The 14,946-nt window shown below is 71.7% G+C and carries 14 protein-coding genes; 4 read left to right on the top strand and 10 right to left on the bottom strand.

Annotated features, from left to right (window positions below; genetic code table 11):
- Positions 1-16 precede the first annotated feature (16 nt).
- The 10 genes from ABD086_RS07120 to ABD086_RS07075 form a co-directional block, all read right to left on the bottom strand.
- Positions 17-2,596 carry an ATP-dependent Clp protease ATP-binding subunit gene (locus tag ABD086_RS07120; RefSeq protein ID WP_343906789.1) on the bottom strand — a complete coding sequence of 860 codons (2,580 nt, stop codon included), beginning with the start codon at positions 2,594-2,596 and terminating at the stop codon, positions 17-19.
- A gap of 358 nt (positions 2,597-2,954) precedes the next feature.
- Positions 2,955-3,284, bottom strand: a complete 330-nt coding sequence (locus tag ABD086_RS07115) for a histone-like nucleoid-structuring protein Lsr2 (RefSeq protein ID WP_343906788.1) — start codon at positions 3,282-3,284, stop codon at positions 2,955-2,957.
- Positions 3,285-3,372: 88 nt separating this feature from the next.
- Positions 3,373-4,146, bottom strand: coding sequence for a type III pantothenate kinase (locus ABD086_RS07110; protein WP_343906787.1), 774 nt, complete (start codon positions 4,144-4,146; stop codon positions 3,373-3,375).
- Positions 4,146-5,018, bottom strand: coding sequence for a carboxylating nicotinate-nucleotide diphosphorylase (nadC, locus tag ABD086_RS07105; RefSeq protein ID WP_425571589.1), 873 nt, complete (start codon positions 5,016-5,018; stop codon positions 4,146-4,148). The genes ABD086_RS07110 and nadC overlap by 1 nt, the downstream gene beginning before the upstream one ends.
- Positions 5,018-6,652 carry an L-aspartate oxidase gene (locus tag ABD086_RS07100; protein WP_343906785.1) on the bottom strand — a complete coding sequence of 545 codons (1,635 nt, stop codon included), beginning with the start codon at positions 6,650-6,652 and terminating at the stop codon, positions 5,018-5,020. Before ABD086_RS07100 ends, nadC begins: the two co-directional genes overlap by 1 nt.
- 23 nt (positions 6,653-6,675) lie before the next feature.
- Positions 6,676-7,164, bottom strand: a complete 489-nt coding sequence (panD, locus tag ABD086_RS07095; protein WP_343906784.1) for an aspartate 1-decarboxylase — start codon at positions 7,162-7,164, stop codon at positions 6,676-6,678.
- On the bottom strand, positions 7,164-8,039 hold the full coding sequence (panC, locus tag ABD086_RS07090; RefSeq protein WP_343906783.1) for a pantoate--beta-alanine ligase: 876 nt from the start codon (positions 8,037-8,039) through the stop codon (positions 7,164-7,166). Before panC ends, panD begins: the two co-directional genes overlap by 1 nt.
- Entirely contained in the window at positions 8,036-8,935 is a 900-nt protein-coding gene (locus ABD086_RS07085) for a Rossmann-like and DUF2520 domain-containing protein (RefSeq protein ID WP_343906782.1), read from the bottom strand. The genes panC and ABD086_RS07085 overlap by 4 nt, the downstream gene beginning before the upstream one ends.
- Before the next feature lie 377 nt (positions 8,936-9,312).
- Positions 9,313-10,227 (bottom strand): hypothetical protein, encoded by a 915-nt coding sequence (locus tag ABD086_RS07080; protein WP_343906781.1) that lies wholly within the window; start codon positions 10,225-10,227, stop codon positions 9,313-9,315.
- Positions 10,224-11,327, bottom strand: a complete 1,104-nt coding sequence (locus ABD086_RS07075; protein WP_343906780.1) for a sulfotransferase family protein — start codon at positions 11,325-11,327, stop codon at positions 10,224-10,226. Before ABD086_RS07075 ends, ABD086_RS07080 begins: the two co-directional genes overlap by 4 nt.
- 33 nt (positions 11,328-11,360) lie before the next feature.
- Between ABD086_RS07075 and ABD086_RS07070 the strand changes: the two genes are divergently transcribed.
- The 4 genes from ABD086_RS07070 (at position 11,361) to ABD086_RS07055 (ending at position 14,938) form a co-directional block, all read left to right on the top strand.
- Positions 11,361-12,470, top strand: a complete 1,110-nt coding sequence (locus tag ABD086_RS07070; RefSeq protein ID WP_343906779.1) for a glycosyltransferase family 2 protein — start codon at positions 11,361-11,363, stop codon at positions 12,468-12,470.
- A gap of 20 nt (positions 12,471-12,490) precedes the next feature.
- Entirely contained in the window at positions 12,491-13,177 is a 687-nt protein-coding gene (locus ABD086_RS07065) for an ABC transporter permease (protein WP_343906778.1), read from the top strand.
- Positions 13,167-13,895: an ABC transporter permease gene (locus tag ABD086_RS07060; protein ID WP_343906777.1), complete on the top strand. Its 729-nt coding sequence runs from the start codon at positions 13,167-13,169 to the stop codon at positions 13,893-13,895. Before ABD086_RS07065 ends, ABD086_RS07060 begins: the two co-directional genes overlap by 11 nt.
- Positions 13,896-13,978: 83 nt before the next feature.
- Positions 13,979-14,938: an ABC transporter substrate-binding protein gene (locus tag ABD086_RS07055; protein WP_343906776.1), complete on the top strand. Its 960-nt coding sequence runs from the start codon at positions 13,979-13,981 to the stop codon at positions 14,936-14,938.
- Positions 14,939-14,946 lie beyond the last annotated feature (8 nt).

The following is a 14,946-nucleotide window of genomic DNA, read 5'->3' as shown; positions in this document are numbered from 1 at the left end:
GGCGTTGATCAGACCGTCAGTCCGTGGACTTCGGGACGTCGGAGCCGCTGTCGGAGTCGTCCGGACCGTCGGCGGCCGCGTCGGACGACGTGACCTCGGCGGCCTCGAACGGCGGGAGGTCCGGCAGCTCGCCGATCTTCTGACCCTGGAACGTGAACGTCGCGGTCGGGCCCTCGCCCTCCACGCCGACGAGCACGATCTGGCCGGGGCCGACCTCGCCGTACAGCATCTTCTCGGCGAGCACGTCCTCGATCTCGCGCTGGACCGTGCGGCGCAGCGGCCGGGCGCCCAGGACCGGGTCGAAGCCCCGCTCGGCGAGCAGCTGCTTCGCGGGCTGGGTGAGCTCGATCCGCATGTCGCGGTCCTTCATCCGCAGCTCGACCGACGCGATCATGTTGTCCACCATCGCGACGATCTGCTCCTGCGACAGCGGCGGGAACACGATGATCTCGTCGACACGGTTGAGGAACTCGGGGCGGAAGTGCTGCTTGAGCTCCTCCGACACCTTGCTCTTCATCCGCTCGTAGGAGCCCGCGGCGTCGCCCGACTGCTGGAAGCCGAGGTTGATGCCCTTGGCGATGTCCCGGGTGCCGAGGTTGGTGGTCATGATGATGACGGTGTTCTTGAAGTCGACCACCCGGCCCTGGGAGTCGGTCAGGCGACCTTCCTCCAGGATCTGCAGCAGGCTGTTGAAGATGTCCGGGTGCGCCTTCTCGACCTCGTCGAACAGCACGACCGAGAACGGCTTGCGCCGCACCTTCTCGGTGAGCTGGCCGCCCTCCTCGTAGCCGACGTAGCCCGGAGGCGAGCCGAACAGCCGAGAGACCGTGTGCTTCTCGCCGAACTCGGACATGTCGAGCTGGATCAGCGCGTCCTCGTCGCCGAACAGGAACTCGGCCAGCGTCTTGGACAGCCAGGTCTTACCGACACCGGACGGGCCGGCGAAGATGAACGAGCCGCCCGGACGCTTGGGGTCCTTCAGGCCGGCACGGGTACGCCGGATCGCGCGGCTGAGGGCCTTGACGGCCTCCTCCTGCCCGATGACCCGCTTGTGCAGCTCGTCCTCCATCTTGAGCAGCCGGGTCGACTCCTCCTCGGAGAGCTTCACGATCGGGATGCCGGTCGCCACGGCGAGCACCTCGGCGATCAGCTCCTCGTCGACCTCCGCGACCTCGTCCATGTCGCCCGCGCGCCACTGGCGCTCGCGCTCGGACTTCTTGAGGATCAGCTGCTTCTCCTCGTCGCGCAGGCGCGCGGCGGCCTCGAAGTCCTGACCGTCGATCGCGGCCTCCTTGCGCTGCCGCACGTCGCTGATCTTGTCGTCGTACTCACGCAGGTCCGCGGGCGCCGTCATCCGGCGGATCCGCAGCCGCGAGCCGGCCTCGTCGATCAGGTCGATGGCCTTGTCCGGCAGGAACCGGTCGGAGATGTAGCGGTCGGCCAGCGTGGCCGCCGAGACCAGGGCCTCGTCGGTGATCGTGACGCGGTGGTGCGCCTCGTACCGGTCGCGCAGGCCCTTGAGCATCTCGATCGTGTGGGCGATCGACGGCTCGGCGACCTGGATCGGCTGGAAGCGGCGCTCGAGCGCGGCGTCCTTCTCGAGGTACTTGCGGTACTCGTCGAGGGTGGTCGCGCCGATGGTCTGCAGCTCGCCGCGGGCCAGCATCGGCTTGAGGATGCTCGCCGCGTCGATCGCGCCCTCGGCCGCACCGGCGCCGACCAGCGTGTGGATCTCGTCGATGAACAGCACGATGTCGCCGCGGGTGCGGATCTCCTTCAGCACCTTCTTCAGGCGCTCCTCGAAGTCACCGCGGTAGCGCGAGCCGGCGACCAGCGCACCGAGGTCGAGGGTGTAGATCTGCTTGTCCTTGAGCGTCTCGGGCACGTTGCCCTTGACGATGTCCTGGGCCAGGCCCTCGACGATGGTCGTCTTGCCGACGCCGGGCTCGCCGATCAGGACCGGGTTGTTCTTCGTACGGCGGGACAGGATCTGCATGACCCGCTCGATCTCCTGCTCCCGGCCGATGACCGGGTCCAGCTTGCCCTCGCGGGCGTCCTGGGTGAGGTTGCGACCGAACTGGTCGAGCACCAGCGAGGACGACGGCGCGTCGCTCGACGCGGCTCCCGTCGCGGCGCCGGCGCCCGCGGACTCCTTGCCCTGGAAGCCGGAGAGCAGCTGGATGACCTGCTGGCGGACCCGGTTCAAGTCCGCGCCCAGCTTCTGCAGCACCTGGGCCGCCACGCCCTCACCCTCGCGGATGAGGCCGAGCAGGATGTGCTCGGTGCCGATGTAGGAGTGGCCGAGCTGCAGCGCCTCGCGCAGGGACAGCTCGAGCACCTTCTTGGCGCGCGGGGTGAACGGGATGTGGCCGCTCGGGGCCTGCTGGCCCTGGCCGATGATCTCCTCGACCTGTGCGCGCACGGCCTCGAGCGAGATGTCGAGGCTCTCCAGCGCCTTGGCGGCAACGCCTTCGCCCTCGTGGATGAGGCCGAGCAGGATGTGCTCGGTCCCGATGTAGTTGTGGGAGAGCATGCGGGCCTCTTCCTGGGCCAGCACGACCACCCGGCGAGCTCGGTCTGTGAACCGCTCGAACATGCGCATCGCTCCTGAAGCTTTGTGTGGGGCTACGGGTACTCCAACCCCACGGACAGCCTACGCGTTCCCCGATCGGGTCCCAGGCAGTCCGCTGAGAGCGAACAGAGCAGCGGCGCGCGAGGAACGAGCGTGCCGCGTGGGCTCTGTTCGATTGAGCAAGCCCCGCGGCTGAGGGACGAAGCCGCGACGGGCGCGTTGAAATCCGGTGAGACGACAACAGGGCGGTGACCACGGTGGTCACCGCCCTGCGTCATGTCACTGGTGTCTCGATACGCCCGTCGCGACCTCGTTCCTCGGTCGCGGGGCTACTCGACCCACATTGACTCTCGGATCCGCCCTCGTTCCTCGGGCGGCTCCGTCAATGTGCCTTGTCGTAGGCCTCACGGACCTCGGCGGAGACGCGGCCGCGGTCGGGGACGTCGTGGCCGTTGGCGCGCGCCCAGTCCCGGATCTCCTTCGCGCTCGGCCCGTTCGAGGCCGCGGCCGCGGACCGGCGGCCGCGCCGCGGGGCGGCGCCGACCTTGCGGCCGTGGCCGACGTAGCTGGCGAGGGCGTCGCGCAGCGCCGCCGCGTTCTTGTCGTTCAGGTCGATCTCGTACGTCGTGCCGTCGAGACCGAACGACACGGTCTCTGTCGCCTCGCTGCCGTCGATATCATCGACGAGAACGATGTTGACCTTCTGGGCCATCTTTTGACCTCACTAATGAGTTTAGGTGTCTGGGCAATTCCCATCGTGCCACAAAGCGAATGGGTAGCGCATTTCGGCCCGGGTTAATTCATCTATTCCGCAGAAAAGCGAGCTCGAGGCCGCGCAGCGTCAACCACGGCGCGTGCCGGGTGAAGCACGTGCATTCCCCGACGACCAGGTCCGCGAGGTACCCGGTCGCGATCACCTGCACGTCCGCGGGTTCCTGCCCCAGCTCGGCGATCATCCGGGCCACGATGCCCTCGACCTGGCTCGCGACACCGAAAACCATTCCGGACTGCAGCGCCTCGACGGTGTTCTTGGCGATCACGGTCCGCGGACGCTGCAATTCCACCTTGCGCAGCTGCGCACCCCGGCGCCCGAGCGCCTCGAGCGAGATCTCGATTCCGGGGGAGATCGCGCCGCCGACGTACTCGCCTTTCGCATTGACGACGTCGAACGTCGTCGCGGTCCCGCCGAAGTCGACGACGATCGCCGGGCCGCCGTACTCGTGCACCGCGGCGAGCGCGTTGATGATCCGGTCGGTCCCGACCTCGCGGGGGTTGTCCATGAGCACCGGGACGCCGGTGCGGACACCGGGCTCGACGACCAGGCTCGGGACGTCGGCGAGGTGCCGCGCGAGCATCTCGCGCCACTCGTGGAGCACCGACGGAACCGTGGCGCAGACCGCGACCCCGTCCACGTCGTCGATCGCGCGGCCGAGCAGGCCGCGCAGCAGCACCGACCACTCGTCCGCGGTGCGCCGCGCGTCCGTCGCGACCCGCCAGTGCGCGGTGACCTCGCCGTCGGCCAGCAGCCCGAGGACCGTGTGGCTGTTGCCGATGTCGGCGGCGAGGAGCGGCATCACTCGTCCTGGAGGTCCAGCCCGAGGTCGAAGACCTTGACCGAGTGGGTGAGCGCGCCGACCGAGATGAAGTCGACGCCGGTCTCGGCGACCTCGCGGGCCCGCTCGATGGTCAGCCCGCCGGAGGCCTCCAGGGTGGCACGGCCGGCGGTGATCCGGACGGCCTCGGCCATCGTCGGCGAGTCCATGTTGTCGAGCAGGATCTCGGTGCAGCCCGCGTCGAGCAGCTCCCGGAGCTGGTCGAGGTCGGTGACCTCGACCTCGACGCGCAGGTCGGGGTAGCGCTCGCGGACCGCGCGGTACGCCGGGACCACGCCCCCCGCGGCCACCACGTGGTTGTCCTTGACCATCGCCCGGTCGCTGAGGCTGAAGCGGTGGTTGACGCCGCCGCCGCAGCGGACGGCGTACTTCTGCAGGGCGCGGAACGTCGGGAGTGTCTTGCGGGTGTCGAGCACCCGCGCGTTCGTGCCGCGCAGCGCCTCGACCCAGTGCGCGGTCGCGGTGGCGACCCCGGAGAGGTGGCTGGCGTAGTTGAGCGCGGTGCGCTCGGCGGTGAGCAGGCCGCGGGTCGGGCCGGAGACCCGCATGACGACGTCGCCGGGCTCGACGCGGGTGCCGTCGGGCACGCGGTCGGTGACCTTCACGGTGTCGCCCATGACCTCGTGGAACACCAGCGCGGCCAGGCCCAGCCCCGCGACGACCCCGGCCTCGCGGGCGGCGAAGACGCCGGTGCCCTGCGCATCGGGCGAGATCGTCGCGAGCGAGGTGACGTCACCGGCGGGCAGGTCCTCGGCGAGCGCCTGGCGCACCTGGGCCAGGACCGCGGCGGGGTCGAGGCCGGCCTCGGCCAGCTCGTCGTCGTACGGGGTGATCACACGAGCTCCAAGGTGGTCGCGCCGTCGTTCATGACCGCGTCGAAGTGGCCGGAGAACCGCTCGTCGTCGCGCTCGGGGAAGTCCTCGCGCCAGTGCGACCCACGGGTCTCCTCGCGCAGCAGCGCCGCGTCGGCGAGCGCGGTGGCGATCGTCAGCAGGTTGGTGGTCTCCCAGGACTCCTGGTCGACGACCTCGGCCGGGACGCCGGCCAGCTTGTCCAGCAGGCCTGCCGCCTCGCCGAGGCCGGTCGCGTGCCGCAGCACGCCGACCCGCGAGGTCATGATCTCCTGCAGGTCGCGGCGCAGCCCGCCAGGCACGAGGCCCGCGGTGCGGGCGTCGGGCACCGGCGGCAGCTGGGGACGCAGCTCGCCCGGCAGCACCTCGGCGATCCGGCGCGAGAAGACCAGGCCCTCGAGCAGCGAGTTGGACGCCAGCCGGTTCGCGCCGTGCACGCCCGAGCAGGCGACCTCGCCGGTGGCGTAGAGCCCGGGCACGTTGCTGCGGCCCCACAGGTCGGTGTGCACGCCGCCGGACGCGTAGTGGCAGGCGGGCGCGACCGGGATCAGGTCGGTGACCGGGTCGACGCCGCACGAGCGGCAGGTGGCGAGGATCGTCGGGAACCGGCGCTCCCAGAACTCCGCGCCGAGGTGCCGGGCGTCCAGCCACATGTGCGGGCGCCCGGTGTCGAGCATGCGACGCATGATCGCCTTCGCGACCACGTCGCGCGGCGCGAGGTCGGCGAGCTCGTGCACGCCCTGCATGAAGCGGTTGCCCTCGAAGTCCACGAGGACGGCGCCCTCGCCCCGGACCGCCTCGGAGATCAGCGGCTGCTGACCGAGGGACTGCGGGCCGAGGTACATCACGGTCGGGTGGAACTGGACGAACTCCAGGTCGCGCAGCACCGCGCCGGCGCGCAGCGCGACCGCCATGCCGTCACCGGTGGAGACGGCGGGGTTGGTGGTCTGGGAGAACACCTGCCCGAGGCCGCCGCTGGCGAGCACGACCGCGCGGCAGAGCACCGCGCCGACGCCGTCGCGCTGACCCTCGCCCATCACGTGGAGAGTGAGCCCGGCGACGCCGCCGTCCCGGGCCAGCAGCAGGTCGACGGCGAGCGCGTGCTGGATCACCTCGATCTCGGGCGCCTGCTCGACCGCGGCGATCAGCGCCCGCTGGATCTCGGCGCCCGTGGCGTCGCCGCCGGCGTGCGCGATCCGGTCGCGGTGGTGGCCGCCCTCGCGGGTCAGCGACAGCTCGCCGTCGGGGTCGTGGTCGAAGTTCGTGCCCAGCGCGATCAGCTCGCGTACGGCGTCCGGCCCCTCGGTGACCAGCACCCGCACCGCGTCGCGGTCACAGGCGCCCGCACCGGCCACGAGCGTGTCCTGCTCGTGCTCCTCGGGGGTGTCGCCCGGGCCGAGCGCGGCGGCGATGCCGCCCTGGGCCCACTGCGTCGAACCCGCGGCGAGCACGTCCTTGGTGACGACGAGGACCTTGCCGACCCGGTCGCGCAGGCGGAGCGCCGCGGTCAGCCCGGCGATGCCGGAGCCGACGACCACGACGTCGGCGGTCGTGGTCCAGCCGGGCTCGGGCGCGACGAGGCGTCCGGGCACGCGGCGTACCGGAGCGGTGGGCATTGGCGCAGGTTATCCGAGGCGCGTCAGCGAATCGGATGATGGTGGTCGAGCGAGCCGCCCGACTGAGGGACGAAGTCGGGACCGGCGTGTCGAGACCGCCCGGCCAGCTGGTCGCCGCGGACCAGACCGGAGCCCGCGACCGCCTCGGCCGGGTCGTGCCCGACGCTGCGGATCTTGTTGCCGGCGTCGACGAACACCACGTGCGGCCGGAGCTCCTTCGCCTCGGCGGTCTCCATCTGGCCGTAGCCGATGAGGATCACCAGGTCGCCGGGGTGCACGAGCCGCGCGGCGGCGCCGTTGATGCCGATCACCCCCGAGCCGCGCTCGCCCGCGATCGTGTACGTCTCGAGGCGGGCGCCGTTGGTGATGTCGACGATGTGCACGAGCTCGCCCGGCAGCAGGTCGGCGGCGTCGAGCAGGTCCTCGTCGACGGTGACCGACCCGACGTAGTGCAGGTCCGCCTGGGTCACGGTCGCGCGGTGGATCTTGCTCTTCATCATGGTGCGCAGCATCAGCTGTCCTTCCCTCGCCCGAGGACGAGCGGCATGTTGTCGATCAGGCGGGTGGGGCCGACCCGCGCGGCGACGAGCACGCGGGCCTCCGTCCCGGCGGGTACGTCGTCGGGCAGCTCACCCAGGCCGGGGTCGGCGACCACGAGGTAGTCGAGGTCCACGCCCTGAGCCGCGCGCAGCTCCGCGCGGGCGGCGGCCAGGGCGCTCGAGGCGCCGTACGCCGCCGCGTCCTGCGCCGCCCGCAGCATCCGGCTCAGCGCCACCGCCTGCTCGCGCTGCTCCGGGTCGAGGTAGCGGTTGCGGCTGGAGAGGGCGAGCCCGTCGGCCTCGCGGACGGTCTCGGCGCCGACCACCTCGACGCCCATGTTCAGGTCGAGCACCATCCGGCGGATCAGCGCGAGCTGCTGGTAGTCCTTCTCCCCGAACACCGCGACGTCGGGGCGCACCAGGCCGAAGAGCTTGGCGACCACGGTGAGCACTCCGCGGAAGTGGCCGGGGCGGATCCTGCCCTCCAGCACGTCGGCGAGCGGGCCGGGGTCCACCGTCACCTGCGGCTCGCCCCCGGGGTACACCTCGTCGACGCCCGGCGCGAACACGATGTCCACGCCCTCGCGTGCGCAGACCTCGACGTCGGCGTCGAGGGTGCGGGGGTAGCGGTCCAGGTCCTCGCCCGGCCCGAACTGGAGCGGGTTCACGAAGACCGAGACGACCAGCGGGCCGTCGTCGCCGATCCGCTCCCGCGCGACGCGCATCAGGCTGGCGTGGCCCTCGTGCAGGGCGCCCATGGTCGGCACGAACCCGACCGGGTCGTCGTGCTTCGCGAGCAGCGTGGCGAGCTCCTCGCGCGTGTGGGCGAGGGCGGGAGCAGTGCTCATCGGCGACGGGCGGCCTGGAGCTGGGCGGTGCGCTCGGCGTCGTCGATCACCCGGCGGATCGTGGCCGCGCGGATCGGCAGCACCCGGCCGTCGGTCACGACGCGGTCCAGGGTGTCGCGGGCCAGGGCGACGTACGACGGCATCGTGTGCGGGGCGTTCGCGGTGATCTCCGCGAGGTGCGCGCGGACGGTGTTCACGTCGCCGCGGACGATCGGGCCGGTCAGCGCGGCGTCGCCGTGCTCGAGGGCGTTGTCGAGGGCAGCGGTCAGCAGCGGGCGCAGCGTGCCGGCGGGGTCGTCGGCCCCCGCCGCGGCCAGCAGCTCCATCGCCTGCGTCACGAGGGTGACCAGGTGGTTGGCGCCGTGCGCGAGGCCGGCGTGGTAGAGCGTGCGCATCTCCTCCGGCACCCACATCGGGCGGCCGCCGAGGTCGGCGACCAGACCCTCCGCGAAGGCCCGCTCCGCGCTGCCGGCGGTGAGGCCGAACACGCAGCCGGGGAGCCGGTCGAGGTCCAGGGCGGTGCCGGTGAACGTCATCGCGGGGTGCATGGCGACCACCCGCGCGCCGACCCGGCGCGCGGGCTCGAGCACGGCCAGGCCGTGCCGGCCGGACGTGTGCACGACGTACTGCCCCGGGCGGATCGCGCCGCTGTCGCTGAGCACCGTGACGACGTTCTCGAGCATGTCGTCGGGGACCGTGAGCAGCAGCAGGTCGCAGGAGCGCGCCACGTCGGTCGGCTTCGCGTGGCCGACGCCGGGCAGCAGGTCCGCGATGCGGAAGCGCGAGGCGTCGGACTCGCCGGCGGCGGCGACGACGGTGTGGCCCGCGGCCTCGAGGGCGGCGGCCAGGACGGCGCCGACGCGTCCCGCGCCGACGACGCCGATCCGGTGCGTCATGGGTGTCGAACCTTTCGTTCCAGTCCCTCCGACCACCCCTCGCCGCGTCGCTGCGGTTCGGGGCCGGTGTGGGTACCGGACGGTGTGCTCGTCTGGTGGTTGTCGGGGTGGTTGTTCCCCGGCGCCGTCCAAGGTACGCCCCGGTCTGGACCGAGGTAAGGGACGCGCGGCGTGACCTACCCGACATCCCTCCCGCGCCGACTCGGCGCTACTGCAGGCCTGGAAGCCCTCGAGTCGGCGCCACTGCAGATGCTGGGCCTGCATTCACGCCGACTCGGCGCCACGCGCGCCTGCATTCACGCCGACTCGGCACCCCTGACGCCTGCACTGGCGCCGACTCGGCACCCCTGACGCCTGCACTGGCGCCGACTCGCGGGTCAGCCGACGTCGAGCGGGCGGGGTGCGTGCGGGAGCCAGTCGTGGGTGACGTGGTCCACGATGTGCACGCCCGGGGGCGCGGTGATCTCGTGCACGCCGGGCAGCACGCGGCCCTCCTTGAGCGCGTGGAAGACCTCCCACTCGCGACGCTTGCGCCGGTTGCGCCAGGAGGTCGCGAACGACTCCGGGTCGGTCCAGTGCGCGAACTCCTCGCCGTCGAGGTACTTCAGCTCCACGCAGAGCCCGTGCGGCAGGCCGATCGAGCGCACGCCCTCCGGAGTGGTCCGGATCTCCCACTCGAAGGCCTTCGTGTAGACGAAGTCCGGGCCGATCGGGAAGCCCCACTCCTCCGCGTTGCGCCAGCCCAGGTCGAGGTAGCCCTTCGACTCGCTCTCCAGGTAGAGCCCGTGCCGGGGCACCCGGATGATCGACTGCACGTCGCCGACCTGCCAGCTGAGGTCCGCCATCGAGACCTCGCCCTCGGTGGTCAGCACCATGTCGCCGTCCCACTTCCAGGAGTAACGGGTGGTGACCTGGGCGAAGCACCAGTTGTAGAAGTACGACAGCGAGTGCACCGACAGCTCGTGGACCTGGAGGTGCTCGGCGCCGGCGCGGGCGACGCTGAACGGGTACGACGCGACCGTCAGCTTGTCGGCGTGCCCGGCAATCGCTGCGGTCTCGCGGGCGACGTCCGGCGTACCGTCGTCGGAGTCGTTGTCCACCAGCAGCACGAAGTCGCAGGCGCGCAGCAGCGGCGGCAGCACGAACGGCAGCGAGGGGGCCTCGTTCTTCACCCGCAGGACGGCGGTCGCGCCGGGACGCAGCCCCTCGGGCCGCAGCCACGGCCAGGTGATGTCGAAGTCGGTGTGGCCCTCGAGGTTCGAGAGGCCGGTCGCGCCGAGGTGGGCGGTCATCGTTGCTTGCCGAACGCCTTGCGCAGGCCGCGGCGCACCGGCGCGGGGACCGCCGCGCGGACGCCGTGCGGGATCTTGTCCGCGCCCGACGGGGCCGGCGCCGGCGCGGGCTTCCCCTTGAGCTGCTTGCGGGTGCGCTGCTCGGCGGCGACGACCGACGAGCGCGAGATCGCCTCCGCCTCCTCGTACAGGTCGACGTACCCCTCGCGGAGCTGGTCGAGCGCGGCGTGCACCTGCGGGGTGTCCCCGCCCGGCTCGGCCAGCTTGTTGAGCTCCTCCCAGGTCTGGGCGGTGAGCTCGTGCAGCCGCGGCGGCAGGCCGAGGTCGTCGAGGGTCTGGGTCATCCGGCGCAGGCTCGGGTCCACGAACCGGTGCCCGTCGCGGATCGCCTCGCTGCGCGCGTGCATGACGTGCTCGAGCTGGAGCTGCTCGCCGACGCGCATCACGACCTTCGTCCAGTCGTCGAGCAGGTCGGCGTACCGCACGAACACCCGGCCGCCGTCGGCGACCGACTCGCGGGTCGCGCGCTCGGTGTGCAGGAGCATGTTCAGCCAGGACGCCGCCAGGTGCGCCGACCCGAGCCGGTTCTTGTAGTAGGTCTGCTTGCTGCCGACCACCTCGGCCGGGGGGCGCAGCATCGTCGCAAAGACCGGCGTCGCGCCGGTGCGGATGGCGGCGACCCGCCACAGCGAGAGGAACCAGCTCAGCCGCGGGTCCTTGACGACCAGCTCCCGGTTCACCGCGAAGTGCCCCTCGAGCCACTCCGCGGCGCGGATCCGCTCCTGCTCGCGCGCCGAGATCCGGCCGGTCTCGAACCACGCGTCCGGCCGCGCGTCGCTCACCTGGACCAGCGCCTCCTTGAGCAGCCGGTCGTGGTTCTCGACGACCCATGCCGGCTCGCCGAAGCCCTTCGGGTTGGTCTCGTCCGCGGCGACCTCGGGCTGCGGCACGTGCAGCCCCATGATCTGCATCAGGCCGGCCATGGTGCTGGTGCCGCTGCGGCCGGCGCCGGCCACGAAGAGGACCTTGCGCGGGTACTCGGAGGGGTCGATCTCGCTGCGGTCGGCAGGCGGATCGACGGCGGCAGGCTCGGCACTCACGGCGTCAGACTCTACGGTCGATACGGTTCGCGCATGAAGTTCGGGCGCCGCACACCGCTGATCAGCGTGGTCGTGCCCGTGTACGACGTCGAGGCGTACCTCCCCGAGGCGCTGGACTCCCTCCTCGCCCAGACCTACCCCGCCCTCGAGGTGGTCGTCGTGGACGACGGGTCCACGGACGGCTCCGGGGCGATCGCCGACGCGTACGCCGCCCGGGACCCGCGGGTCCGCGTCGTGCACACCGAGAACCGCGGCCTCGGCGCCGCGCGCAACGAGGGGCTGCGGCACGTGACCGGCGAGCTGCTGGCCTTCGCCGACTCCGACGACGTCGTGCCGCCGGACGCGTACGCCGTGCTCCACCGGCAGCTGCGGCGCACCGGCGCCGACTTCGTGACCGGCTCGGTGGCGCGCTGGGACGGCACCACGCTCACCGAGCTGCCCTGGATGCGGCGGCTGCACAAGCACCGTGCCGCCGAGGTGGTCGAGGGCCACCCCGAGCTGCTCGGTGACGTGTTCGCGTGGAACAAGCTGTTCCGCCGCGCGTTCTGGGAGAACGCCGGGCTGTCCTGGCCCGAGGGGATCCGCTACGAGGACCAGCCGACGACCACCGCGGCGTACGTGCGGGCGCGGCTGTTCGGCGTGGTGCCCGACGTCGTCTACCACTGGCGGGTCCGCTACGACGGCTCGTCGATCACCCAGCAGCGCTCCTCGCTCGACGACCTGCGGGACCGGTGGACCACGAAGCGGATGTCGCTCGCGACGGTCACCGGCTTCGGCTCGGACAAGGTCACCAGGGTCTTCGTGGACCGGGTGCTGGCCGGCGACCTGCACCGCTACTTCATCGAGATCCCCGGCTGCTCCGACGAGTGGTGGGACCTGCTGGTCGCGGGCGTCCGCGAGTTCTGGGGGTCGCGCTCGCTGGTGCACTCCGGGCTGCCGCCCGTGCACCGGCTGACCGGCTGGCTGGTGCAGATGGGCCGGCGCGAGGACGCGACGGCGGTGATGGAGTACGTCGCCCGCCTCGGCGGCCCGGTCCCCCAGGTCCGGACCCCGGCCGGGCCGCGCCTCGACGTACCGGTCATCGACCCGGCGAGCGTCGACCCCGCGGCGCTCGCGCTGCGCGACTTCGAGGTGCGGGCCTGAGGACGGGGTAGCGTCAGCCCGTGATCGCTCTCGTGGACGACGTGCCGCAGTGCTACGTCGACAACGACTGGATCTGCGCGCAGTACTGGCACGACTACCGTCCCGAGCTCATCGACGCGACCGTCGAGCACATCTGGCTGACCGTCGTCTCGGTGCTGGCCGGCCTGCTGGTCGCCGTACCGCTCGGGCTGCTCGCCCGGCGCAACCCGGCGTTCGAGAACCTGGTCGTCGGGGGCACCACGATCGTCTACACGATCCCGTCGCTGGCGCTGTTCTCGCTGCTGCTGCCGTTCACCGGCCTCACGTCCACGACCGTGATCGTCGGCCTCGCGCTGTACTCCCTGACGGTCCTGGTGCGCAACGTGATCGCCGGGCTCAGCGGCGTCCCCGAGGCGGTCAAGGAGTCCGCGCGCGGGGTCGGCTACTCCGACCGCGGCCTGCTCTGGCGCGTGGAGATCCCGCTGGCCCTGCCGGTGATCATGGCCGGCATCCGCGTCGCGACCGTCTCGACGGTCGCCCTGGTGACGGTCGGCTCGATCGTGTCGTACGGCGGGCTCGGGAACCTGCTGCTGCTCGCGGTCGGCAACCAGTTCAAGGCCCAGATCTTCGCCGCCAGCGTGCTGTGCGTGGCCCTCGCGGTGGTCCTCGACCTGGTCCTGGTGCTCGTGCAGCGCCTCCTCACCCCCTGGACGCGCCGTGCTGGGTGACGTCCTCTCCTACCTCACCGACGGGTCGAACTGGTCGGGCTCGACCGGCATCGGCGCGTTCGCCGTCCAGCAGCTGCTGCTGACGGTCACCGCCCTGGTCGTCGCGATGGCGCTCGGGCTGCCCCCGGCGCTCTACCTGGGCCACCGGCACCGCGGCGGCCTGGTCGCGGTGAACGTGTCGAACATCGGCCGGGCGGTGCCGGTCTTCGCCGTCCTGCTGGTGCTCGCGCTGGGGCCGGTCGGCTCGGAGCAGTTCGGCCCGTTCGGACGAGCCGGCCTGGCCACCCTCGTGGCGCTCGTGCTCTTCGCGCTCCCGCCGATCATCACCAACGCGTACGTCGGCGTGGTGGAGGTCGACCCCGGCGCGGTCGAGTCGGCACGCGGCATGGGCATGGCCGAGCGCCAGGTGTTCGGCGCCGTCGAGCTCCCACTGGCGATGCCGGTGGTGATGACCGGCATCCGGCTGGCGCTGGTGCAGGTCTGGGCGACGGCGACGATCGCCGCCCTGGTGGCCGGTCCGGGACTGGGCCGGATCATCACGCGGGGGTTCGCGAACCACCGCACCTACGAGGTGGTCGCCGGCGCCGTGCTCGTCGCCGTGGGCGCCCTGCTGCTCGAGGCGGTGATGGCCACCGTCGAGCGGTACGCCGACCCCGTGCGCCGGGCCCGTCGAGCCGTTACCAAATCGTCAGCGACCGCTGTCGGTGGTGAGGGCTAGGGTCTTGTCGCGGGTGCCGTTCCGGCGCCCATCGGACACGCGCGGCGGTGACACCCCGCGGGACACAGAAGGTGGTGGCACCCATGAAGGTCGGACGCGTACTCGGAGGGATCCTCGCCGGCGCGCTGGCGCTGGCGGCCTCGGGCTGTGGCGGCAGCGGCGACTCGCTGGAGGGCCAGTCCTCCGACGGCGGCAGCGGTGGCGCCGACAAGGGGTCGGTGGTCGTCGGCGGCCAGGACTTCACCGAGAGCCAGATCATGGCCGCGATCTACCAGAAGCTGCTGGAGAACGAGGGCTACTCGGTCCAGACGAAGCTGGTGACCACGCGCGACGTCTACCTGCCCGAGCTGAGCAAGGGCTCGGTGGACGTCGTCCCGGACTACCTCGCCGGGATCACCGACTACCTCAACACCGAGAAGAACGGGCCGGACGCCCCGTTGGTGTCCAGCAACGACCCGCAGGCGACGCTCGAGGCGCTCAAGCCGCTCGCGGAGGCCAAGGGCATCTCGATCCTGCCGCCGTCCCAGGCGACCGACCAGAACGCCTTCTTCGTGACCAAGGACTTCGCGGAGCAGAACGGCCTGACCACGCTGTCGGACTTCGCGGCGATGAACCAGCCGATCAAGCTGGGCGCGCCGCCGGACTGCGAGGGCCGCGCCGACTGCGAGGGTGGGCTGACCAAGACCTACGGCTTCAAGATCACCGAGATCGTGCCGCTCGACTTCGCCAGCGCCCAGGTCAAGGACGCGGTCAAGAAGGGCGAGGTCCAGATGGGTGAGACCGGGACGACCGACGGCACGCTCGCGGACCTCGGGCTGGTGCTGCTCGAGGACGACAAGGGCATCCAGCCGGCGCAGAACCTGACGCCGGCGGTCAACACGGGCTTCCTGAACGACAACCCGGACCTCGAGGACCTGTTCAACAAGCTCTCGGCGGCCCTCACCACCGAGGACCTGGCGAACATGAACGTCCAGGTCGACCTCGAGCGGAAGAAGCCCGAGGACGTCGCCCAGCAGTTCCTCCAGGACAAGGGCCTGCTCTGAGCGCCGAG

The organism is Nocardioides aquiterrae, from assembly GCF_039526625.1.
Taxonomy (GTDB): Bacteria; Actinomycetota; Actinomycetes; order Propionibacteriales; family Nocardioidaceae; genus Nocardioides; species Nocardioides aquiterrae.
The sequence above is the reverse complement of the archived record's forward strand: the minus strand, read 5'-3'. Positions and strand labels throughout refer to the sequence as shown.